15 protein-coding genes are annotated in these 22,710 nt (G+C 64.1%); 11 read left to right on the top strand and 4 right to left on the bottom strand.

Translation table 11 applies throughout. From position 1 onward, the window contains the following. The first annotated feature begins 18 nt into the window (after positions 1–18). Positions 19–1,917: an NACHT domain-containing protein gene (locus BLV96_RS50580; RefSeq protein ID WP_244180160.1), complete on the top strand. Its 1,899-nt coding sequence runs from the start codon at positions 19–21 to the stop codon at positions 1,915–1,917. 677 nt (positions 1,918–2,594) lie between these two features. Here the strand turns inward: BLV96_RS50580 and BLV96_RS50575 are convergent. Further along, positions 2,595–2,741, bottom strand: a complete 147-nt coding sequence (locus BLV96_RS50575; protein WP_086676959.1) for a helix-turn-helix transcriptional regulator — start codon at positions 2,739–2,741, stop codon at positions 2,595–2,597. Between the two features lie 168 nt (positions 2,742–2,909). Here BLV96_RS50575 and BLV96_RS11020 point away from each other — a divergent pair, with 168 nt between their 5' ends. The 4 genes from BLV96_RS11020 (at position 2,910) to BLV96_RS49105 (ending at position 4,642) form a co-directional block, all read left to right on the top strand. Next, on the top strand, positions 2,910–3,359 hold the full coding sequence (locus BLV96_RS11020; RefSeq protein WP_143050949.1) for a hypothetical protein: 450 nt from the start codon (positions 2,910–2,912) through the stop codon (positions 3,357–3,359). Continuing rightward, complete coding sequence (locus tag BLV96_RS11015; protein ID WP_086677021.1) at positions 3,356–3,598, top strand: hypothetical protein; 243 nt, start codon at positions 3,356–3,358, stop codon at positions 3,596–3,598. The genes BLV96_RS11020 and BLV96_RS11015 overlap by 4 nt, the downstream gene beginning before the upstream one ends. 20 nt (positions 3,599–3,618) lie before the next feature. Then, a complete protein-coding gene (locus BLV96_RS11010; RefSeq protein ID WP_244180159.1) occupies positions 3,619–3,954 on the top strand; it encodes a MarR family transcriptional regulator in 336 nt (111 codons plus the stop codon). Between the two features lie 391 nt (positions 3,955–4,345). Continuing rightward, positions 4,346–4,642: a hypothetical protein gene (locus BLV96_RS49105; protein WP_143050948.1), complete on the top strand. Its 297-nt coding sequence runs from the start codon at positions 4,346–4,348 to the stop codon at positions 4,640–4,642. A gap of 30 nt (positions 4,643–4,672) precedes the next feature. Here BLV96_RS49105 and BLV96_RS11005 read toward each other — a convergent pair whose 3' ends face one another. Further along, on the bottom strand, positions 4,673–6,139 hold the full coding sequence (locus tag BLV96_RS11005; RefSeq protein ID WP_143050947.1) for a hypothetical protein: 1,467 nt from the start codon (positions 6,137–6,139) through the stop codon (positions 4,673–4,675). A gap of 496 nt (positions 6,140–6,635) precedes the next feature. Between BLV96_RS11005 and BLV96_RS11000 the strand changes: the two genes are divergently transcribed. The 6 genes from BLV96_RS11000 to BLV96_RS10975 all read left to right on the top strand — a co-directional run bounded on the left by BLV96_RS11000 (position 6,636) and on the right by BLV96_RS10975 (position 20,060). Continuing rightward, entirely contained in the window at positions 6,636–8,207 is a 1,572-nt protein-coding gene (locus BLV96_RS11000) for a nuclease-related domain-containing DEAD/DEAH box helicase (RefSeq protein ID WP_158104145.1), read from the top strand. 38 nt (positions 8,208–8,245) lie between these two features. Then, complete coding sequence (locus BLV96_RS10995) at positions 8,246–11,374, top strand: helicase-related protein (protein WP_208608200.1); 3,129 nt, start codon at positions 8,246–8,248, stop codon at positions 11,372–11,374. Continuing rightward, positions 11,371–13,152: a DUF1998 domain-containing protein gene (gene drmB / locus BLV96_RS10990; protein WP_086676953.1), complete on the top strand. Its 1,782-nt coding sequence runs from the start codon at positions 11,371–11,373 to the stop codon at positions 13,150–13,152. Before BLV96_RS10995 ends, drmB begins: the two co-directional genes overlap by 4 nt. Positions 13,153–13,196: 44 nt before the next feature. After that, on the top strand, positions 13,197–16,304 hold the full coding sequence (locus BLV96_RS10985; RefSeq protein ID WP_086676952.1) for a sigma-70 family RNA polymerase sigma factor: 3,108 nt from the start codon (positions 13,197–13,199) through the stop codon (positions 16,302–16,304). Next, entirely contained in the window at positions 16,301–18,046 is a 1,746-nt protein-coding gene (locus tag BLV96_RS10980) for an AIPR family protein (protein ID WP_208608199.1), read from the top strand. Before BLV96_RS10985 ends, BLV96_RS10980 begins: the two co-directional genes overlap by 4 nt. Positions 18,047–18,191: 145 nt before the next feature. Beyond that, positions 18,192–20,060 carry a DNA cytosine methyltransferase gene (locus tag BLV96_RS10975; protein WP_208608198.1) on the top strand — a complete coding sequence of 623 codons (1,869 nt, stop codon included), beginning with the start codon at positions 18,192–18,194 and terminating at the stop codon, positions 20,058–20,060. Positions 20,061–20,576: 516 nt separating this feature from the next. Here the strand turns inward: BLV96_RS10975 and BLV96_RS49100 are convergent. Further along, positions 20,577–22,211, bottom strand: a complete 1,635-nt coding sequence (locus tag BLV96_RS49100) for a hypothetical protein (RefSeq protein ID WP_143050946.1) — start codon at positions 22,209–22,211, stop codon at positions 20,577–20,579. Continuing rightward, entirely contained in the window at positions 22,157–22,606 is a 450-nt protein-coding gene (locus tag BLV96_RS49095; RefSeq protein WP_143050945.1) for a hypothetical protein, read from the bottom strand. Before BLV96_RS49095 ends, BLV96_RS49100 begins: the two co-directional genes overlap by 55 nt. Positions 22,607–22,710 lie beyond the last annotated feature (104 nt).

Here is a 22,710-nt window from a genome sequence, read left to right as displayed (position 1 = left end):
GCGAGTGAGATGGCGTCAATGGTCCGAGCAGCAAAGAGCACTGCGCGGCCGAAGGCTGCGGTAGACCTCGGCGAACTGATCAAGCGGAGGATGCGCGCTTCGGCGTTCACCAGCCAAAGTGAACTGGCTCGAGCCGCCGGGTTCAGCGATTCCGTGGTTTCTGCCTTGATCAAAGCAGAGCGTCCGATTCCCAGAGCGACCGTTCAGGTGATCGCCAGGACCATCGACCCTTCCGAAGCGTGGTTGGCCGAGGTGTCCACGCACTGGCTGGCGGCCAAGCGGGCCTGGGGCGACGGCAAAGCGCTGATCGAACGCCCTGGACGGGAGCTCGCCTCCGGCGTACGGGAGCTATTGGTGGCTCAACAACGGGCCGCGCACCACTTGCCCTACCGGTTGCTGATCGACAACGTTCCTCCCCTCGCTACCTTGTACGTCGAACAGGACTCGAGCGAAGAAGTCGGCCGGAACTCGCCGGGCGAGATGGGTCTCGGTCCGCGTCCGGTGCAAGACGTGATGCACCTCCACCGCAACTTACTGTTGACCGCGGACGCCGGCGGTGGAAAGTCGACCGTGCAGTATCACTTCACCGCTGAATCGGCAGATTGGTGGCTCACCCCGGACGCCCGGGCGACGCTGGCACCGCCGTGCGGTTGGGTAGTCCCGGTTCGTGTCCGGGCCACGGCGATCGCGTCGTCGGTATTGGCCGAGGCGGTGGCCGAGACGGTCCACGCTGAACTGCACGAATATCTCGACGTACGGATCGACCAGGCATTGTTCCGAGAGCCCCCCGGCGCCGGAATCCGGTGGCTGCTGCTGGTCGACGGCCTGGACGAGATCTTGGATGTAGACCAACGCGCAAGGGTCATCACGGCGTTGGCCCGGCGACTGGAAGAGCCGGAGAACGCGTACCGTTTCCTGGTGGCGTCCCGGCCGCTCGGCGAAGTTGAACTGGGTCCGTTGCGCATGGCGGGTGCCGTGCATTACAAGCTGCAGCCCTTCACCGCGAAACAGTTGAATACGTTTGCGGGGAGTTGGTTCCGGGCTCGTTCCGGAAGCGGGGATCCGGATCGGTTCATCCAATCGATCGAGCACGCGCGCCTCAATGCCGTGGTAACCTTGCCATTGCTCGCGACCATCGCGGCGATCGTTTACGAAGAGACTGGCGATGGGGAATTGCCCACTTCCCGTGCGGGACTCTATCGTGAGTTCTTTCGTTACCTCTTGGATGTGCGGCAAAGCTATTTTCAAGCTCGTCGTAAACTGTTAGAGAACCTGAGTGACTACCGGCATGGCGGGCGACTTGCCGACTGGCTGTTCGAGAACATATCGGATCTGCTCGAGAGTATGGCGGTGAGTCATATCTTGAGTCGGGACGATTTCGGTGCTGAAACTGACCGACTATGGCATCAAGCGGTCAATTGGACTGTGGCTAACGCGCCGCATCCAGTCGGCGACATTCCGCGATGGAAGGAGTACGTGAGATCTCTGCTTATCGGTACGGGAGTGGTGCGACTGGTCGGTGATGCCCTCGAATTTGTTCACCGGAGCTTCGCTGAGTACCTCGCCGGTGGCTGGATGGTTTCCGAGTGGCTCGGCGACGGGCTCACCCGGCTGGCGATTCGCCGTGTCATTGATCAGCTCGGCCGGGAAAGCGTCAGGGGTAGTGTCTTTTTTGCATTGGGGCGCTGGTTGGAAGAAGGTGGCGGGATTCATGAGCCTGCGCCTCTCCTGCATGAGCTGATCAAGAGCAAAGGAGTAGAGCTCTTCGGGATCACGGCCAGCCTGCGCGCGGCGTTCAGCACGCGCCCCGACCGCTCCTGGATCAACCGGAGGAAGTCCGCCTCACCGCGGTACGGGTCGGCCGGCCGGGCGATCGCCGTCAAGGCGAGAACGCCACCGGCGCAAAGTCGTCCTTGAAGGTCGAGTACAGCGGGAAGATCGGGCAGATACCGGTCCCGGAGCGGCATCCGGTTGCGCCCGGCCGCCAGGCTCTCGTGTAGCTCGCGTTCGAGAAGGTCAACGCTCAGCGCGTACTCGACGAACGGCACCACGCTGACCTTGCCACCGATCGTCCCCGGCCGAACCTGCACGTCCGTAAGCCGGTAGAGCGGCACGTCGGCGATACGGACGTCATGGTTCGCGGCTTCAGCCAACCTGCTAACCGCGGCGACTGCGTCAACCTGCTCGCGCGACACCTCGCCGTCGGCCGACAACGCCAGCTGGTCGCCCTCAAATGTCAAGGGGCAAGCCAAGTCCAACCACTCCGGCCGTGTTAAGACGCTGGTCGCTATCCAGACCGGACCGAATCGCGTGGCGTACTGCGCGTGACCAGGAACCGAATCGCCGTAGTAGCTCGCCAGGCTCTCAGCCACGAGACTTCGCCCGGCCGTAGTCCCACCATGGGACCTCGTCGGCGCGGCCGCCGCGACTCGTGCGCGCGTAGTCCCTGGGGACCACCCGACGTGCCGATCCAGCCAGCCGAACGCAGGTTCAAGCCCCGACCGGAGCAGCGGCGCTTCCTCGGGCAGGCGGAGCCCGATTAGCTTGCGCAGCTCATCGGCGGAGCGGCCGAGCACCTTGGCCAGCTTCGGCCACTAATAGGGCAGGGGCGCGTACTCGCCGGCTTCCCACCGGATGACGGTTGATCGGTCGACGCACATCACTTCGGCGAGCTTCTCCTGAGTCAGCCCGGCCGCCTTGCGAGCTGAAACAAGCTCCTCGCGTCGACGAACGCTGACCATCCGAACACCTCGCTCTGCTGAGAGTGATCACAGCGTAGCAGGCATATCACCAGGTAGATCGGACGACTGCCACGTCTCCGCCGCGAAACTCCGACGTTTGCGCTCTGGGCTCAGCCGAGTACTCGGGTTTGGATGATTTCAACATATCCGGCTACCAGGGGAGCGAACGTGACCAGGGGCGAACGCGTCTCGCGGCCTTCGCGCTTGTACGTGACCTGGCACCGCAGCGTGGCCGACAACCTGGACCACGCCGTCACCGACGAAGACCTTGCCGACGGCGTCGCGCACCAGACGGGCCGCTACTACTCGCTGTGCGGCCGCGAAGTGCCGTTCGACTCGTGCCTGGTGCCTCCGGGCCGTCGGTGCGACGCGTGCAACGTGCTGGTCCGGCTTCGCTCGACCCCGCCGACGACCGAACGCACGTGCCACAGGAAGCCGTCGCGCTGGCGCCGCCTGTTCGGCCGCCTCCAAACTCCGGCCGCCCTGCCGCCGCGCCCGCCTCAACGCGTGCGGCTCATTCCCGAGCAGGGCGGCCGGACTACGACGTCGACGGGAACGGGCGGCGTCCCGATCGCGCCCGTTCCCGCCGATCACCAGGTCCGGCGGTGCGCTCGATGACGGTTCGCCTGGTCGTCGCGCGCCCGTTGCCCGGCACGGTTGGCGAGTCTCGCCGGGTCGTCCACGTGTTCCCGGTCGCGGTGGAGACCACGCCGGAGCGACTGACCGCGTACTGCGGCGCTGCGTTCGGTCCTGGCGAGCTTGAGTTGCTGGAACGCCCGGTCGGGATGCCCTGCGTGAACTGCCTCCGCCGTGCACCCTCCCCGGGAAGCGCGGAACAGCCGGCGATCGAGCGATGACGTCCAGTCCTCGGCCGACTATGCCAGCCTTTCAACGCGAGCTGGACCCGCTGCTGCTCCTGCCGGTGCGGCTGTTCATCGCATGCCTGCTGGCCGACATGCGCTGGTGCGAAGACGTCACCGTCCAGGGCGTGTTGGGTCTGAGCGAGCGGAAGTTCGCGCCACACGTCGAGCGGCTGCGCGTTGCAGGGTATCTGGAGAGCCAAACCGAAGGACGTCGCGTAAAGCTTCGCCTCACGACGCTCGGTCTCGATCGACTGACCGAGCATGTGAAGGTGCTCAACCGGGTCGCGAGTACGGCTGCCGAACTCGTCGCCGCACAGCGCGCAGCACTCCGGCCGCCCGACAGACTGTGACGGGCGCTCCGCCGACGCCCAAAGCGCTCCGCGGCGGCCTGTAGTGACGGCTGTGACGGGTTCGGACAGGCCAGTCACAGCCGTCACCTGCACTATTTCCGCAGGTCGAGCAGCTTTCGGCGCTGTCACAGCAGGTGTGACGGCGTGACGGCTCGCGAGACGGGGTGTGACGGCTGATCCACGACAGCCTGCCAGGAACGCGCGCCTTCGGTGCCGCCCCACAACACGGAAGAAGAGCGATGAGAACAACCACGGCGGCTGCACCGACAGGTATGCGGATGAGCGTCCGCGGTCAGCGAGAGGGGTAGCAGTGCCTGCAGCGAACCTAACTGACGAAGAGCGGACGCAACGGAACGCCAGGCTGTTGGCCACATGGCGTGCCGGCACACCGATGGTCGAGCTGGCCCGCGAATTCGACCTGTCACTGAGCTGGACTGGCGCATTGCTGCGCCAGCTCGGCGCCGACGTATCGAAGACCGGCCGCGGCATCAAATGCCAGCTGGACGAGTCGACGATCGTTGCCCAGTACGACAGCGGCCTGACGGTTCGAGCGGTCGCCGAGCTAAAACCGCGTCTCCCACGGCAAGATCTACCGGCTGCTCAAGGACGCCGGTGTGCAACTGCGTCCACGCGGCGCCAAGCCTTAAGAGACTCCACCGTCCCGGGTGTTAACGATCAGGAGCAGTAGCACAGCTAGCTAGCTCGCGTTCGCCAGCGTTCAGGATTGGTTGCCGAGCCGGCCGCGGAACGTGGTCGTGCGGTGCCAGGCGAAGTATGGCTCGGACTCCGGCCTGTGGGCTTCGCAGCGTCGACTGGACAGATGTTCTATGCGCGTTTTCAGGCGTCCGGCTGGTAGTCCGTCGACCTCGACGGTCTGGATGTGGCCGGTGCCGTCGACTGTCACCCAGCCCGACTCGTAGAGGATGTCGCATCCGAAGCTGCATGCGAGCATCGCTACGTCGCGCAGGTTCCGACGCTCGGCGTCGGTGCAGGCTGCGCGCTTCTTCACGTGCGCGGCGACAAGGAACCGCACCGGAAACTCGTCGCCGCACAACGCGCACGTCGCGCTGTCGCGGCCATCCGCGAGCAGCCGGCGGAGTCGTGTCTGTTCGGTCCGGACCTTAACCTGAGCGAGCGCGTCGAGCTCGCCGAAGTGGATGTCACCCGGGTCGGGTTCGACCGCCGAGCTTTCCAGCGTCACCATCGCAGGCGACGAGCTGACGCCAGCGTGCGGCAGAGTTGCCAGCACTGCCCCGACGAAAGCGCTTCGGTGACCGAGTTCGTTGACCGAAACATGGACCGAGCCCCGTTCAGCGAGCAAGTCGAGCCCATCCTGTACGTCGGCGACGGCGACCGGCTGCCCTTCCGGCGACCGGTCGGTAGCCACCAGCACGAATCCGTCCTCGATCTTGAGTACCCTGTTCTGTCGACCGGCGACGGTCAGGATCGTCTCGCCAGTGAGATCTCGGAGCAGTTCGTCTGCCTGTGGCAGCTCCGCGATCGAGGCCGGTTTGGCGGGTGCCGCGAGATCTGCCGCGAGTCGTGCAGCATCGTCTGGGCCGTAACCCGGAACATCCAGGTGCAGCTCGATTCGCTTCCGGTTGTTCCCTTCCTTCGCAGCACCGTCCGGCAGACCGACCCGCCCTTGCGCCCGCGTGATCTGCAGCCGCACCTCGTTGATGTCGCGCTCCGCGGCCAACTGGATCGGACTTGGGACGATGCTGCGGGCTTCCTCCGACAAGTGGGCGGTCCGCGCAGACGCCACCAAGCCGGAGACCAGTACCGCGCGTCGGTCGCGAAGTCGACCAAGCAGCAACGTCAACGCGGGCACATACTGGTCGTTACGTGGCCGCGGTCCGGCCGCCCGGCCGCCGGCGCTCTCCAGCACCAAATTCAGGTGCTCGCCACCAGCAATCACCGAGAACTCCGCATTCAATTCAATACCCTCATCATCACGCGCGTACACCGCATCAGCCTCCCAGACCAATCCGGTCACCGATCGACGGGAGTTCCTCTGTATCAGCTGGGCCGCAGTCGCGGCGCCCACCAGGCTGGGCGCACTACGCGCTGGCGTGCCCAGCTCGGCTATGACCCGCTGCGAGGACATGTTCAAGGACTTCGCCAGTTTCCAGATTCCCGGCGTCGCACGCTTTATTGACCTGCAGTTTTGGGGGAGCTCGTCCATGTTACCCAGCGTGTGGCTCGGTTAGCCGGGTGCATCGAGGTGTCGCGCCACCCAACTGGAAAGAGCCTGGCGGGACGTGACAAAAAGTGGTCAAGTTGTGGACGCCCTTCCCGAGGTCGATCAGCTCTTCGGCTGTGTCCGGCGGCAGCAAAAGTCGGCCGGGGCCGGATCGGGGTGAGGAGCGGTTCGCGCTGACCGGGGAGCTGCGGAAGATCCAGGCCAACGTCGCTGGCTCAGCGTCGAGTCCGCGAACACAAAGAGCGAGGTCACGGGGCTCTCGAAGGCGCTCCTGATCGGCTGCGGAGAAGCGATATGCACCTGTGATCAAAGTTCACTTCTGGATTATGTAACTATGTCACCCGAACTAACGATTGACTGTTCACGCGTGGCCGCGCACCGCTGCTCAGGTGATCCAAGGGGGGACTTCGCTGCATTTATCGAACAGGCTTTCGATGACCCTTCCATCTCGAAACGATGCAGGCAGGTTACTGTGCACATGATTCCGGAATCGGTGCACTCCGGTGCCAGTCGGGCAGAGCAGGAGATCTTCTTCCAGCTGGCCACACTCGAAGTGGCCGGGTGGGAGTATGCCCTGCACAGCACCAACCTGCCCGAGCACGACCGCAAGCGGGTCTGCGAGATCGACTTCCTGCTGCTGGGCGAACGCGGCTTGCTGGTGCTGGAAGCCAAGGGAGGCGAGATCCTCCTGAAGAAAGACGTGTGGCACACGCGCGACCTCAAGGGTAACCGGCACCGGCTCAAGGAGAGCCCGCTCGACCAGGCGCAGACTAGTATGTTCGCCTTGGCGAAAGTCCTCCGCCGCATCACCGCCGACCCGGAGCTGGTCGAGCGCACGGTGTTCGGATACGGAGTCGTTTTCCCAGACAGCGAGTTCGACGCGGTCAGCGTGGAGTGGACCCCGGAAATGGTGATCAACTCGATTCGCCTGGCATCCGAGGGGTGGACGGACTGTCTCGACCGGTTGGGCGCATTCTGGGAGGGAAAGCCGGGCAACCGTGGTCCTCTGTCCGCCGATGACGTCGAGCGCTACCTCAACGTCCTGCGCCCCGACTTCGACCGTGTGCTGTCCTTGCGCCGTCTCGACGACATGGTGGAGAAAGAACTCGTTGCCCTGACCAGGGGCCAGTACAAGGCACTTGACCAGCACAGAAGGAATCCGCGACTGGTGTTCGAGGGCGGTGCCGGCACGGGCAAGACGATGCTGGCGGTGGAGATGTGCCGACGGGCCCGGGACTCCGGCGAACGCATTCTGCTGACCTGCCACAGCCACGTCCTGGCAGCCTTCATCCGTTCGCAGCAGGACTTGGACGGCATTACTGCAGTCCCGTTCGACGAGGTGTCGACCTTCGGTGCGGACACCTTCGACATGGTCGTGGTGGACGAGGCGCAGGATGTCATAAATGGGCACGGCCTCGACGTGCTGGACAGTGTGCTGTCCGGCGGATTGGCCGACGGTCGCTGGGCCTTCTTCCTCGACTCCAACAACCAGCGAGGACTGGTCGGTCGCTACGAGGACCAAGCAAAAGTCAGGCTGGACTCGCATCGTCCGACCTTCGTCGACCTGATGGACAACTGCCGGAACACCATCGAAATCGTCCGCGCAACCCAGGAGCGGACAGGTGCCGACCTGGGGGTGACCGAGGCCGGTCACGGCCGTGAGGTCGTGGTGGTCGAGGACGACCGCGACAAGGCAATCATCGCAGTGTCTGCGGCGTTGGCCGAGATCGAGGAGCACGGCGTGCCGCTCGAACAGGTCGTGCTGCTGTCACCGCACGACCTGGCCGCATCGATCTTCGTCGACCTGCCCGCCGAGTGGCTTGAGCGGGTCGACGTGCTGGACCTGATGCGCATGCGCCGTCCTGGCCGTGGCCGCGTCGGGTTCGCGCAGGTCGCCGACTTCAAGGGGCTGGAGAGCCGGTACGCCTTCCTGGAGGTCGACGCCGCGGCGGACGAGCAGGCAGCACGCGCCCAGTTGTACGTGGGCATGACCCGCGCCAAGGCCGCGCTCTGGGTGGTCAAACCGGGCGCATCGGGGGCAGATCAGTGACAAGGTCGCACACCACCGGCTTCCCGGACCGTGACCGGGTGATCGACTATCTACATGACCAACTGGTCGGTCCGGTCGACGGCGAGGACGAGGTCCTGTACGAGCGGGCTCCGCAGCACCGGTACCTGACCGCCGTGCTGTACCCGATATCGCTTACCCCGCCCTCCGCCGATGTGAGCTTCCCGGCCGATGATGCCGAGGAAGTCGACGATCAAGCCGGGGCATTACCCGACGACGACGACGAGAACCCCATCACGCTGGCGGGACAAAGTCGGCCGAGTTCGGCCGGCATCAGCTTCATGACCGCGGAGCGGTCCGCCATTGTGGTGCAGGTGGGAGCTGGGCGATACCGGGCCACCTCGGACGACGAGTGGCAACGCGAACCGCTGGACCTTGTGGGGGAAGAAGGTCTGCGGTTCGAGCCTCCACCCTCCGGGGCGAGCCAGCGGAAGGAGGTCTGGAACGAGGCGGCCAGCGTCGAGGTCATCTGGCGCTGGCACCCCGACGGCGTGATCGTCACCGTCGTCTTGGTCAACCGCAAGGTGCAAGAGGAGCGGCGGGCGGTGAACCCGGAGGACTGCATCTTCCAGGTCGACTTGCGCTGCTCGGCCGCGGAGGGCACCCTCATCCGCTATCCGGCACAGGCACGGGCGCACAGCGACGAAGAGGCGGAAGAACTCGAACTCCAGTACCGCGACGTGCCGGTGTACGCCGTCGGCCACGGGACGGCCGCCCGCTGGGACACGACCGGAGACCAGCCCTCGTGGGTCGGCACGTCGTTCCTTCCCATGCACGTCGTGCCCGACGTCGACTTCAGCCTCCCCGGCGTGGCCGAGGCCGTCCGCCTGAACCGCCTAGCTGCGGTCGCCACCGATCCTGAACCCGTGTTCGCGGCCCTGACCGGCTTCGTCGACCGGTACTCGGACTGGATCGCGAAGACCTGGGACGCCGCATTGGCGAACCTTGACGAGCGACTCCACTCCGCCGCTCAGCGATTGCGCGTCCGTGCCACAAGTGCCAGGGACCGCATGCTGGGCGGTCTCGAATTCCTGCGCAAGGACCAAGACGCACTCAAGGCGTTCGCGCTGGCCAACCGGGTGATGGTCATGCAGATGGCGCACAGCCGGCCGCATCTCGGTGGCACCCCGCACGCTCCCTCGGAAGCACCGGACCCGGTAGTCGACTACGACTCGCTCGACTACGCCTGGCGACCGTTCCAGCTCGGTTTCCTGTTGATGACGGTGAAGGGCGTAGTCCAAGAGGGTGAAGACCGGGACTTGGTTGACCTGATCTGGTTCCCCACTGGTGGCGGCAAGACCGAGGCTTACCTCGGGCTCGCCGCGTTCACCATCCTCCACCGGCGGCTGACCAGGGGTGACGCGGGAGCGGGTACGACGGTCATCACCAGGTACACCCTGCGTCTGCTCACCAGCCAGCAGTTTCAGCGCGCCGCGACCATGATCGCCGCCTGCGAGCGGGTGCGCCAGGACAACCTCGAGTACCGGGGGCAGCTCGGCAGCCGCGCCGTGTCGATCGGCCTCTGGGTCGGCGGTGAGAACAGCCCCAACAGCTTCGCGGAGGCCCGCCGCCTGCTCGCACGGCTGCGTGACGGCGGCGCGAGCGACCAAGGCTTCCAAATCGAGTCATGTCCGTGGTGTGGTACCAGGGTCATGCCCGGTGGCCCGGACGAAGAGCAACGGTGGGGCATCTCTGCGACCAATAACTCCTTCCGCGTGCGGTGTGTGAACGACAAATGTCCTTTTCGCACCGAGCTGCCCATGTCGTCCGTGGACGAAGACCTCTACCTGAACCCGCCCACCATGCTGGTCGGCACGGTCGACAAGTTCGCCCGCACGGTCTGGAAAGAGGACACTGGCGTCTTCTTCGGCGCGGGTCCCCACCCGGGTCCGTCACTGATCATCCAAGATGAGTTCCACCTCATCTCCGGTCCGCTCGGGACTATAGTCGGCCTCTACGAAGCGGCTTTCGACGTGCTGATGGAGCATCGCGGTAACAAGCCCAAGATTGTCGCCGCCACAGCTACCATTCGCCGGGCCGATGAGCAGACCAGGGGTGTCTTCGGGCGGCCTGTTGCGCTGTTCCCGCCGGCGGGTGTCGACGCGGCCGACTCGTACTTCGTGAGCACAGACCGCGATCGACCAGGCCGTGCCTACATGGGGGTTATGCCCCAGGGGCACACGCCGCTTACCGCGCTCATCCACGTGGCTGCAGCGCAGTTGCAGGCACCGCTCGAAGTCGAACTGACGCCCGCGGCCAAGGATGCATACTCGACTCTCGTCGTCTACCACAACAGCCTCCGCGAGCTGGGCAAGACGATCAACCTCGCCTCTGACGACATTCCGTCGCGTTTGAAGGTAATCGCCCAGGCCGAGGATCACGTGCGGCACCTCGACGACGACAACGTGGTCGAGCTGACCAGCAACGTGGCGTCAGCTCAGATCCCACAACGCCTGGACCGGCTCAAGAAACCGCACGACGATCCGGATGGTGTCGCCTTCCTTGCCAGCACCAATATGATCTCCGTGGGCGTCGACGTCGGCCGTCTCGGCGTCATGACCGTCGTTGGACAGCCGAAGACGACCGCCGAATACATCCAGGCCACCAGCCGCGTGGGCCGGAGCGCAGACCGCCCCGGCATCGTCGTAACGGTGTACTCACCGTCCAAGCCGCGAGACCGGTCGCACTACGAGTCGTTCACTCCCTATCACGCGAGCCTTTACCGCTCAGTGGAGCCGAGTTCGGTGACTCCGTTCTCGGTACCGGCGCGCCTGCGCGCCCTTCACGCAGACTTGGTCGTGCTGGTGCGCCACGCGCTTGGTCTCGCGAGTGATCCGGATGCCGCGTCGTTCGACCCCAGCGACGAACGCTTCGCCATGCTGGTCGAGAGGTTCCTCGGCCGAGTCAAACGAGCTGACGCGACCGAACTGAAGCGGGTCAAGACCCACCTCAGCGACCTCGTCGAGACGTGGGTAAAGCGCGCGGTGGATGCGGAGCCTGCCGGTGGTCTGCGCTACAGCCAGGGCGGCCGAGAGCGCCCGAGGTTGCTCAAGCGGTTTACCGAACGAGGCGACGGCTGGGCCACGCTCGACTCGATGCGCAGTGTCGACGTGGAGGTCCAAGTCGAGGTGAAGGGGTCTAGGAAGTGACGGTCCGCAAGGTTCGGCGTTCGCAGATCATTAGCCCTTTCGGCCCTGGAGCGATCATCGACCTTGTCGGCGAGTCGTTCGTGGTCGAGGATGCAGGGAAGTGGCGCGGCCCGCACGTGCCCATCGATTTCCCGCGCCTGGCCGCCTACCTGAAGGTGGATTCGCTCGCGGCGCCGTCACCCCGCTGGCCCATCCCCTACTACCGCTTCCCCCAGTGGCTGTTCTGCCCAGGCTGTCGGCGCATGAGCCGGTGGTCGTACAGGAAAGAGGTCGCCAACACCGCCCCGTCCTGCGAACACTGCCCCGGTCGCAAGCAGCTCGTCCCAATGCGGTTTGTTGCGGTGTGCGCCAACGGGCACCTGTCGGACGTGGACTGGGCCCGCTGGGCCCACTCCGAAATTCGCCGGAATCGGAATCAGAACCAGTGCCAACGGCCGGACCTGAAATTCCTGAATAAGACCGGCGTCGGTGGTGGCCTCAACTCGCTCGTTGTGCGCTGCGGAACGTGCGACGGTGAGAGGTCCTTGGACGGATTGACCACCAGAATCGGACTGAGGCAGATTGGCGGAAAATGCTCTGGCAGGCAGCCGTGGCAGGACCCGAGGGACGCCTCGGCCTGCTCCGAGCAAATGGTTGCGATGCAGCGTGGGGCGTCGAGCGTGTACTTCCCAACAGTGGAGAGTGCAATCGATATTCCGCCGGAGTCTGCGTGGAGCACGATCAGCGACCCATTGGCGGCACTAAAAAGGAGCGACGAGTTCAAGTTCCTGGTCAGCCAACCTGGCTACAAGCTGGCCAAACAGATGATCGAGGTAGCGGCTGACCAATACGGGCTCTCCGTCACCGAGGTTGAGGCGACACTGGCTCGTGAAGCGGGCGATCCGCGCGCTCCCGTCGACGGTGGCCCGGAGAACATCCGTCCGGACGAGTGGGCGGCCCTGATCAACCCCCAAGCGGAACACGACTACCGGGATCGCTTCATCTCGCGCCGAGCCGACGGACCGCTGGGCGCTACCGGAGGGACGGCGAGCGGCTGGCGGAAACTGATTGCAGACGTCGTACTGGTCGATCGCCTGCGCGAAGTTCGGGTGCTGACGCACTTCGAGCGCCACACGATGCTGGAAAAGGTGCCGTCGAACTTGAGCGTCGACGGCGACTTCCTGCCGGCGATCGAGGTTTTCGGGGAGGGCTTCTTCATCAGGTTCGACGAAGAAGCACTCGTTCACTGGGAACGGTCGGGCGCAGTGGTCGACCGCTGCCGGAAGCTGGTGGAGCGGCGCAAAAACAAGGGTGCCAAGTGGCTCCCCGCGCCGACACCGCGTTTGGTGCTCCTGCATACCTTCGCGCACCTGCTTCTGCGCAACACCGCCTTCGAAGCTGGCTACTCGACTTCCGCGTTGCGCGAGCGCCTATACGTGACGAAGAGCGGCAAAGGCCCCGCTATGGCTGGCGTACTGATTTACACCGCAGCTGGTGACTCGGAGGGCACTCTCGGCGGCCTCGTCAGGATGGGTGAGTTCCCCCGGCTGGGCCGGCTCCTCGACATGTCGATCACCTCGGCCCAGTGGTGCTCGTTCGACCCCGTGTGCGCTGACCATCCCGGGCAGGGGCCGGACGGGCTATCCCTGGCGGCGTGCCACGCGTGCTCGTTGACCCCGGAGACGAGCTGCGAGGTGATGAACAGGCTGCTGGACAGGCGTCTCCTGATTGACCCGGAGGTCGGGTTCTTTAAGGATCTGGCTGCGATGGTTGACGGTGCACCGGGGAGCGCGCTGTGAGTGCTGCGTTACGCGCCCCGCTTCACGAAGCACCGTGTCACACCGTGGTGGCCGCCGCGCCCGCAGTCGATCAAGCGGACCAGGCGGTCACGACCTACCGCCGCTTGCGGGGGAGCGGCAAGGAAATACACGTCATCACCCGGTCAAGCGTGCTGACGAGCCGCATCCGCACGATGATGCCGTTCGAGAGCCGTGGAGACACGGTGATGACCTACCACTCCTACTTCGCAGACATGTGGCGCACGGTGTTGCGAGTGCGGCAACCGGAGACGGACGATTACGACGTCGACTTCTGGGAATTCAAGCGGCACCTCCGAGCCCGTTACGTCCGGCCGCTGGACCGGCGACATGTCATCGTCGTCCAAGGGCAGCAGCTGCCACCCGACTTCTACACGGTGCTCCGGCTACTGAGCATCGAGGCGACGGTATTCGTCGACCCCGTGCAGACGGTCGGCGACTCCGGTACGACATTGGACGACCTCACCGCTCTCCTTGGCGCGGCTGCCGCCACGACCTCGCACGACGTCGATGGCGGCACCGCGCAGATCGACCAGTTGCTAGAGCGCCTCGGCGATGGATCTTTGCTCAAAGACGTCTCTCGCCGTGAAGGTCCGCGGCCAGTGTTGGTGGACCACGAGGACGTTGACGAGGAGATACGGTTTGTTGTAGAGCACGCGACGGCGCACCGCGACCGGCGAATCGGCGTGCTGCTGCCGACCCGCGAATTGGTCCAAGTCTTCAAGGATGGGATCGGCGACCTGTTCGACGGTACGACTCAGTGGCACCTGTCCGGTGCAAGGGTCCCGCGGCACGCCGCGGTTACCGCATCCGACCCGGGAGTCAAGGTTCTGACCTGGGTCAGCGCCATGGGTATGCGGTTCGACCACGTCGTGCTGGCGGGACTCGACCAGGTGGAGGACCGGTTCCGGTTCGAGAACGCGCTGCGGGTGCTCGGCCCGACGACGCGCTCGGAGTTGTTTCTCTCCTACTCCGGTGTGGGACGACCCACTGCTTTGAGCGGGCTCCCGTCCGCCTTGGTGGACGACCGCACGCGTAAAGCAGTCGGCGACGAGTGGGTGGAGGTGGTGTCCACCCGGCACCTCGCTGCTTCTCCTTCCATGGCAGAACAGCTGCCCCCGCCCAGCCGATCAGCCGTCGACAGGGCCCGCGCCGTGCTCGCTGCTCCAATGCGTAGCGAGGACCGCGCCAAACGCCTGCTGACGGCGGAGGAGGAGGTCGGGCTGGCGCAGCTGATGCGGCCTACCGGTGAAAATCTTGCGGAGGAACTGCCCAAGGGTTTTCGCTCAACGCTGCCCAGCGCTGATGAGCGGGCGAAGGCGTTCGACGCCATGGTGTTGCACAACACCGGCCTCGTGGGCTCCTACATCGCGAAGCACCTGGGTGCCGGTCTTGACTACGAGGACCTGTACCAGCACGGGCTGTTGGGTCTGATGCGGGCGATCGAAAAGTGGGACGGCTCGCGAGGGCTGAAGTTCTCCACCTACGCGGTGAACTGGATCAACCAGCACATTGGCCGGGCAGTTCCCGACGAAGGCGCAATGATCCGGCTGCCGGTCCACAAGTACGAAGAAGTCCGCAAGGTTCGCACCGTCCGGAACAGACTGCTCCTCCAGCAGGAAGATGCTTCAGTCGCGGAGATCGCCAAACGCACCGGGTTGTCTCGGGAGAAGGTGGTGGACTGCCTACGGTTGTCCTTGGGTGTGATCAGCCTGGACGCACCCTTGGGCATAGATGGCGAGATCTCGTTCGCGGAGCTGATCCCCGCTCCGCTCGAAGACCACTCGAACCCCGACTACGTGGTAGACCGCGAACTCGGCGCCGAACTCGTGCGGGAAGCTCTGTCACTACTGAAGGAGCGCGAGGCCGAAGTGCTCAGATTGCGGTTCGGCTTCGACGGTGGTGACGAACTCACACTGGATAAGATCGGCGAACACTTCTCTTTCACCCGCGAACGAGCTCGGCAGATCGAAAGCAAGGCGAAGGACCACCTGCGCGGCAAACTCGCGGACGTAGGTCTGGTGGCCGGCGGTGCAAATCCCGTACCTATGCCCTCACCGAAGCGTCCGACCCGTCGGTCGAACGGCATGCGCACAATGGAGCGTGAGAAGCGCCCGACCAGCACTGAGATCGCCACGGGATCGGGACTCGTGGAGCTACTCGGCGCTGCAGACGGCGACAGTGCCGTGGGAACTCTGCTGATCGCCCTAGTGGACCGCGCGTTGCGGTCCGGCGCCCGCCACGTCCGCATCAGGAGCGCGGGCTCTGGCACGAGCTGCAGACTTTCGCTGGTCCACGACGGTGCAACCTTCGCCGGGTATTCGTTGCTCTCGACGCTGTCCGAGGGACACGCGGTGTCCCGCGGATCGGTGGCCCTCGGCATCGCCGCTTCCCTGTACGGTGAGATCACCACCTGGGAGTCGCATGCGTCCCCGGCTTGCCTCGTGCTCACCTCCGCCGTGGACACCGACACTTGGTGGCTGCATCGCACCTTCCGGAGGCTTCCCGCAGGACTGCTGGCCAAGGATGAGGTGGACCGCTGGTCGGTGGTGTTGCTCCGCATCCCCCGTCCGCAAGTCGCGGGCGCACACCTCGGAACGATCGTCAACCGGTGCATCCGCGACCTGGGCGTGGTGTTCGGAGAGTTGTTGGAGCGCAGTACCCGCCTCGACGTCAACGGATGCGTGGTGACTGCGAAAGACCCGTTCCTGTGGGGTAACCCGGCCGGGCAGCACCTCGGGGAAGAGCGGGTAACTGGCGAAGGCTTCTCGGTGGTCGCCAGTCCTCGCGTCCTACCCCACCCGGACCTCCTACGTGCCGGAGAGGCGGACTCGGTCGGCGACCCGGTCGACTGGCGGGCCTCGCAGGGTTTCTACGTGCGATGTGACGGCCGGTACCTCTCGCGCGGTGGGTGGCTCGGACTCGACGGCTTGGACATGGCGGAGAGCACCGCACTGGCCAGGGTCCTCGTCGAGGTACCGTTCGCACAGCGCTCCGCCTGGGGTGAAGATCACCCCGGATCCGCGGTCGTGGTGCCGGCACCGCTGCGGCCGAGGCTTACTGCTCTCGCGCGCATAGCACGCGGCAAGTCAGAGCTTGTAATCGAACAGCACCGAACCAGGGGGACGACGTGACGGACGGCGAACTCGCCACCTTCGTAGCGGAGCTGCGGCGCAGGGTGGAGGACCGGGTCCAGGCGGAGCCGGAGCTAATGGCACGGGACGCCTTCGTGACCCTGATCGGTGAGCACCTGATCGACGACGGGGCGCTAGACGATCTGGACACCTGCTACTTGTTCATGCCCTGGCAGAGCCGTCGCATCGAGGTCGCGGGGTATGACATCACAGGAGACGGCACGATCCTGCACCTCGTCACCGTTGATTACGGCTTGGACGCCGAGCCCCTGAAGCGCGAGCGGCTAACCCAGTTGGTCCGCCGCGCCGGCGCGTTCGTGGAGTTCTGTCGCAGCGGACTGCACGAGCAGCTTGAGCGGTCGAGCCCGCCTTACGACATGGTCGAGCACATCCACGGTGCCTGGCCCCAGTTGCAGATGATCAAGATTCTGGTCTTCACCGACGGGAAAAGCGGGTTGCGTCGAGCGGAAGAGGCCACCGTTGCTGGTCTCCCGACCCTCGTGAACGTGTGGGACGTCAACCGTCTCCAAAAGCTGATCAGCTCCGGCGCCCACCAGGAGGACATTCTCATCGACGTCGCGGAGATGGGGTACGAAGTGCATTGCTTGGAGTCACCTGAGCAGGCCGATGGTTACCGCTGCTTGATGGCAATGCTGCCGGGGAAGCTGCTCGCCGATCTGTACGACGAGCACCACAGCCGGCTGCTCCAGCGCAACGTGCGCGCCTATCTCCAAGCCAGGGGAAAGGTCAACAAGGGAATCGCGGAGACGCTCAAGGAGCAGCCCGGCCGATTCCTGGCCTACAACAACGGCGTCTCCGCCACCGCTCGGGCAGCGGACCTCGAGCAGACGTCGGGCGGACTGGTGCTGCGCACCCTGACCGAGCTGCAGATCGTCAACGGCGGGCAGACCACCGCCTCGCTGCACCACGCTGCGCGCAAGGGGATCGACCTGGCCCAGGTCATGGTGCCCGCGAAGATAACCTTGATCCCCGATGACCGGCTTGACAGCATGGTCCCGGAGATTTCCCGCTACGCAAACTCGCAGAACGCTGTCACCCCAGCCGACTTCGAGGGCAACAGCCGCTTCCATGTCGGGTTGGAGCGGTGGTCCCGCACCACCTGGGTGCCCTCTCTCGGAGTCGACGTCGAGCAGACTCGCTGGTACTACGAGCGCGTGCGTGGGCAGTACGACGTCGAGAAGAACAGGTTCACGACCGCCGCCACGCGACGAAAGTTCGACCGCGAGAACCCTGTGCGACAGCGATTCGGCAAGACGGACGCTGCCAAGTACGAGTACGCTTACTCGCTGCGACCTGAAATCGTGTGCCAGGGCGCTGAGAAATGCTTCCGGACGTGGACGTCGGACGAGGGATTAGCCGAGCGCGAAGCCCCCGATGACGTGTTCTTCCGCCATCTGGTCGCCAAGGCGATTGTGTTCCGCCAGGTCAGGGCGATTATCCAGAAGCAGAACTTCGGGGGGTACCTCGGTCAGACAGCTGCGCACAGCGTGTCGCTGATCGTACACACGCTCGGCGGGCTCGATCTCGACCGGCTCTGGCGCGAACAGACGCTGCCCGAAGCGATCGTCAGTGCGGTACCCGACGTTGCCAAGGCTGTGCGCCGGGTGCTCACCTCACCTCCGAGCGGCGGAAACGTCACAGAGTGGGCGAAGAAGACCGCCTGCTGGGACCGCGTCCGCGCGATAGGGTGGGCCCCTCCTGCCAACGTCCTCGTCGGTTAGGCGACTTCATTCCCGTTTTCATCGTTAGCGCGTCGGGTCGGCCGAGTGGACCGGTCCCGGGAAGTGGCATGAAGAAATTGAGCACAACCAGATCTACAGTGGTGGAGGTCCCGCGCGGGTCCCTTTTCGGAGGACGGGAGGCGACGTGGCGGTCTACGCGGTGAAGCTCGAGCGCAGCGACCTGCTCCAGTTGCCGGCACACCCGGACGCGTGTACCGAGGAGACCTTCGAGCAGTGGTGCGCCAAACGGGTGGCGAAAGGTGCGCGGCTCGCGGTCGACCTGTTTTCCGGCGGCGGTGGCTTGAGCCTGGGCTTGACCGACGCCGGGTGGACCGTCGCGGCCTCGGTTGACCACAACAAGTTCGCGTTGCAGACTCACCGGGCGAACTTCCCCGGCCTCGCGCTCGACGTCGACTTGGGGGACCCGAAGAAGCGCGCCGCGTTGATCAAGATGCTCAAGCGCGTCGAGATCGACCTCATCGCCGGCGGGCCACCGTGCCAGCCGTTCAGCAGGGCCGGGCGCAGCAAGATCCGCAGTCTGGTGGACGCGGGTGTGCGCGACGAGTTCGACGAACGCAAGGAACTGTGGCGAGCGTACGTCGATGTCGTGCTCAAGGTGAAGCCCCGCGCGGTGCTGATGGAAAACGTCCCCGACATGGCGTTGGGCGACGACTTCCACGTCGTGCGGCGGATCGTGAACATGCTGGAGGACGTCGGCTACCGGACCAACCTCCGACTGGTCGACGCCCGACACTACGGCGTTCCCCAGCACCGCAAGCGACTGATCCTGCTCGCCCGCCTTGACAGCGACACCTTCACTTGGCCTAGCCCAGGCAAAGAGGTGTTCGTACAGGACGCAATTCACGACCTACCTCGCCTCGGCCTCACGACCGGTCGTCGAGACCTGCCCTACTCGCCCGAAGGCGAGGTTTCGGAGTTCGCGAAGGCGATGAGACGCGGCATCGGTGAGCAGAGGGTGTGGGATCACATGACCCGGCCGGTTCGCGACGACGATCGTAAGATCTTCGCCTCGATGACGTCCAAAACTCTCTACGCGCACATCGACGCCAGTCTGCGCAGGTACACCGCGGAAACGTTCGACGACAAGTACAAGCGGCTGGACTGGGAAGAGCTAAGTCGCTCCATCACCGCGCACATCGCGAAGGACGGCTACTGGTACATTCACCCGTCTGAGAACCGCACACTGACGGTTCGTGAGGCTGCCCGTATCCAGACGTTCCCTGACGGCTTCCGCTTCGCGGGCAGCCGCAGTCACGCGTTTCAGCAGATTGGCAACGCAGTGCCGCCGATGCTGGGCAAGGCCGCGGCTACCGCCTTGGTCCCGGTACCGATCACGGACAAGGCTCGGCAAAACCGGTGGCGCGTTCTCGCAAACCACTTGGCCGCGTGGGCCGAGGAGCGGCGTGCCGGGAACTACTGGTGCGTGCTGCCCGGAGACGAGCTGACCCCGCCTGTTGCCGCGGTCGTGGCGATGCTCGACCCGTCACCCGTTGAAGTGTCCGCGTACGCTTCCGGCCTCCGCGAAGTGGCTACGAAGGGGCGAATCACCAAGCGAGCGGTGGACCTCATCGAACGAGCGGTAGTCACACGCGGAGCTGCTGCAGCGGTCGCGCGCTTACGACAGTTCCAGAACGACAGGAAGCTCTGGTCGCACCCCCAGGACATGCCAGAAGTATTAGCTCTTCCGCCCGGCAAGACCGCACTTCTGAAGCTGTTGGCGGGCGACGATGTCCTGTTGACCAGCCAGCCGGTCATCCGCGTGTCGTCACGCGTACTCAACACCCGCTCCGAGCAGACGAACAGCCTCACCGACGGCAGGGTCGACGTCGCCCGCTTGATAGGAGGCGACTCCAGGGCGCCGCTGCGTATGGCCGCATTGCGACTGGTCGGCCAGCTCCACTGCCACAAGCAAGCACCGATGTGCGCAGGGTGTCCACTTGCCCGCCAGTGCACGACTGCTCAGGGAAGCGAGATCTCGGACAGACTTTTCTGAACCAGGAGACGCCCGTGAGTGCCGAAGGCGGGAAACGGCATAACCTTTTCCGACGGATCGTGCCGTGCTTTTCAGATTACTGCGCAGTGGCGGTACGGCACGGCAGGTGGCAAGATTTTAGTCGTTTTGAGCATTGGAGTTGATGTCGATTCGTCCTTCCCGCACGTCTGGCGAGAGGCTGACAGGTTAATAATGTGCTGACAGCCTCGCTGCACTGAATGGGATTCCGCGAGTGCGAGGTGAACTGATCTCTAACTTGCTTGGTTGTCAAAAAATCGAAGACTGGATGGAATGATGAATCGGGCGGCGACGCTGATGTTGCCTAGCGACAGCATCCAACCACGAACGACGATGTTTCTCAGATGCACCCTAGTCGGGGGGACGGGGCCTCCAGTCTGCGTCAGGCATGGGTTGCTGGCAGTAGGTTACGGCTGGTCGCTGATGCGGCCCACGATGTGCAAGTGTATCGAGGGTTATGAGATCGGCAAGCACTCAGTAATAGGCTCGCTCTTGCCTCTAAGTTTTCTCGCCTTGTTCCAAGATCCAAGGAAAATTGATCGGCGTTGAAGCTTGCCGAGCACTCACGACACCATCAAGACCGTCGGCTATTTCCTCGAAGGAACCGTCAGGACGCGGCAATTGGGTTGACAGCATTGTGAGAAACGACGCGAGCCGGCGACGAGCAGGCCTTGGAAGGAGAGTCATAGCCGCTCTGACGCCGCGATCGACCCTTCTGATGGTCTCAGTCAACTCCATAAGCGCTGCATCGTCATGGGCATGGAGACGCGGTTTCAACAGGTCGCGCTCACCCAAAACGGTTGAGGCGGCCAGAGCTGTCACCGAACGGGCAACAGCTTGCGGGGTCGTACCGGAGTTAAGGAGCGCGCCAGTGTAGAGGACCAACTCTGCCGTATGAGGATGCAACGCGGCACCGTCATCGACGCTGACTTCGGCAGTGGACTTCGTGGCGAGAATCGTCTTAGCGTCTAGCAGGATAGTCGGGCGGTCGTCTTGGATGATCTCCCAATCCTCGGCATCGGGGATGTCGTGGCCGGCCGCGACCACCCCAACGAGATGATCTCGCAAGGTATGGATGTTCAAGGGTGGCACGTAAAGTTGGATAGTGGTGCCGTCACGTCGCAGCTTTGTGACTTCGATACCTAAAATGCCGAGTCGTCGGAGCGACTTTCCTGCCCAGGATACGGGATCCGCAGATGGTGGTAGTTTCTGATGAGGATCGCCCTCTCGGTTGAGTGCGACAGTGACACCGGTATAGAATCCCTTGCAGATGCTATGCGCTCGGATTGCGGCTTCAATTAGGTCGTCAGGATCTGCAAGCACGTCGCCTAGTAGCATTTTCTGCTCGATCGGATCCCATCGAAACTGGGCGTGGGCGGCAGCATTGCGCCACTTCCGGTTGATGCACGATAGCAATAGAACGCAAGCCGAGTTGTCAGGCTTGGCCGCTAATCGCTGCTCCAGTGAGCCTAACGTTTCGTCGGGCCCGACTTGGAAGCCAAGTAGTCCGAATATCATCCGGGTAGTTCGTCGGATATCGCCTTCCATTATTGCGAGATAGGCATTACAGGCCGGACCTATTTTGTCTTCTGGATGTGCTTTGCTGTGAAAGGTGCTTATCTCGTCGATCAATTGGCGGTGTGTCGTGAGCATCCAGCCTTCCTGGTTAGCCTGGCTGATGACCACCTCCAGTGTATGCGACATGTCTTTTGCAAGAGCTGCGAGCGTCAGGTTGCGCCCGGCGACCGCTGCTTGATGCGAGGGAAGCGGGTTCTCGCCTGCAAGCAGACCTGCCAGATGAAGCCACACGTCGACCGTCAGTGTCTGATCGGGGTCAAGCAAGTGCGGAAGCTGCGCTTGTAACTTCAAATCCAGCGCCGCACGATCACGCGACCATGCCGAAGCTAATCGTGAAGCCGACGAAAAGCCATCGCCAATCCTGACGGACGTCGGCAGGTCAAGCGTTCGCTCGATCGCGTTCTTCGACACGTCAATCGGAGGGTTTATGGTAAACAACTCATCCAGCAGCCCGTCCCGGCGACCGATCTGGCCAAGTACGTCATCCCAAACACTGGGATCTAGTCCTTCCGCTGCGCAATCAATAAAAGTGCGGACGACTTCGCCGATCGCCACGAATAGGTGCTCAAGGGTCGCCGTCGTGTCACCAATTTCCTCAGGTGGATGAATCGCCCCGCCTCGGCGAGTGCAACGTGAGCTTGGGAATAAATCTCCATAACCTGGTCAAGCAGGGCGAACAGGCGTCGTCCGATATCCCGGGCAGGCAACGACATCACGGCTGCAATCTCAGCGACGCTATCGTCAAGGTTCGAGCAGACGCCCTCGATATCGCTGTCGACTAGTACGTCACGCCACTGGGTGGTAGTTACCAGTACGGTGCGCGCGAGATGTAACTGCTGTTCGAGTGAATCTGCCGACCTCTTGCGCCAGGCTGTCGCGCACTTTGCGATAGCGGCCTGCTGCTGTGGGGTCGCCGCACTAATGCAGCGGATCACGTCATCCAGTGGCACCAAGCCATCATGCCAAATCTCGGGTGATGTCGCTGGCACTTCCTGCGCGCGGGTCGCCAGCCGACGCTTCCGTTGGCGAGTCCGAACGGGCGGCTTACCAGCCG

Source organism: Amycolatopsis pretoriensis (genome assembly GCF_900107925.1).
Taxonomy (GTDB): domain Bacteria; phylum Actinomycetota; class Actinomycetes; order Mycobacteriales; family Pseudonocardiaceae; genus Amycolatopsis; species Amycolatopsis pretoriensis.
This window is presented reverse-complemented; position numbering and strand designations above follow the sequence as displayed.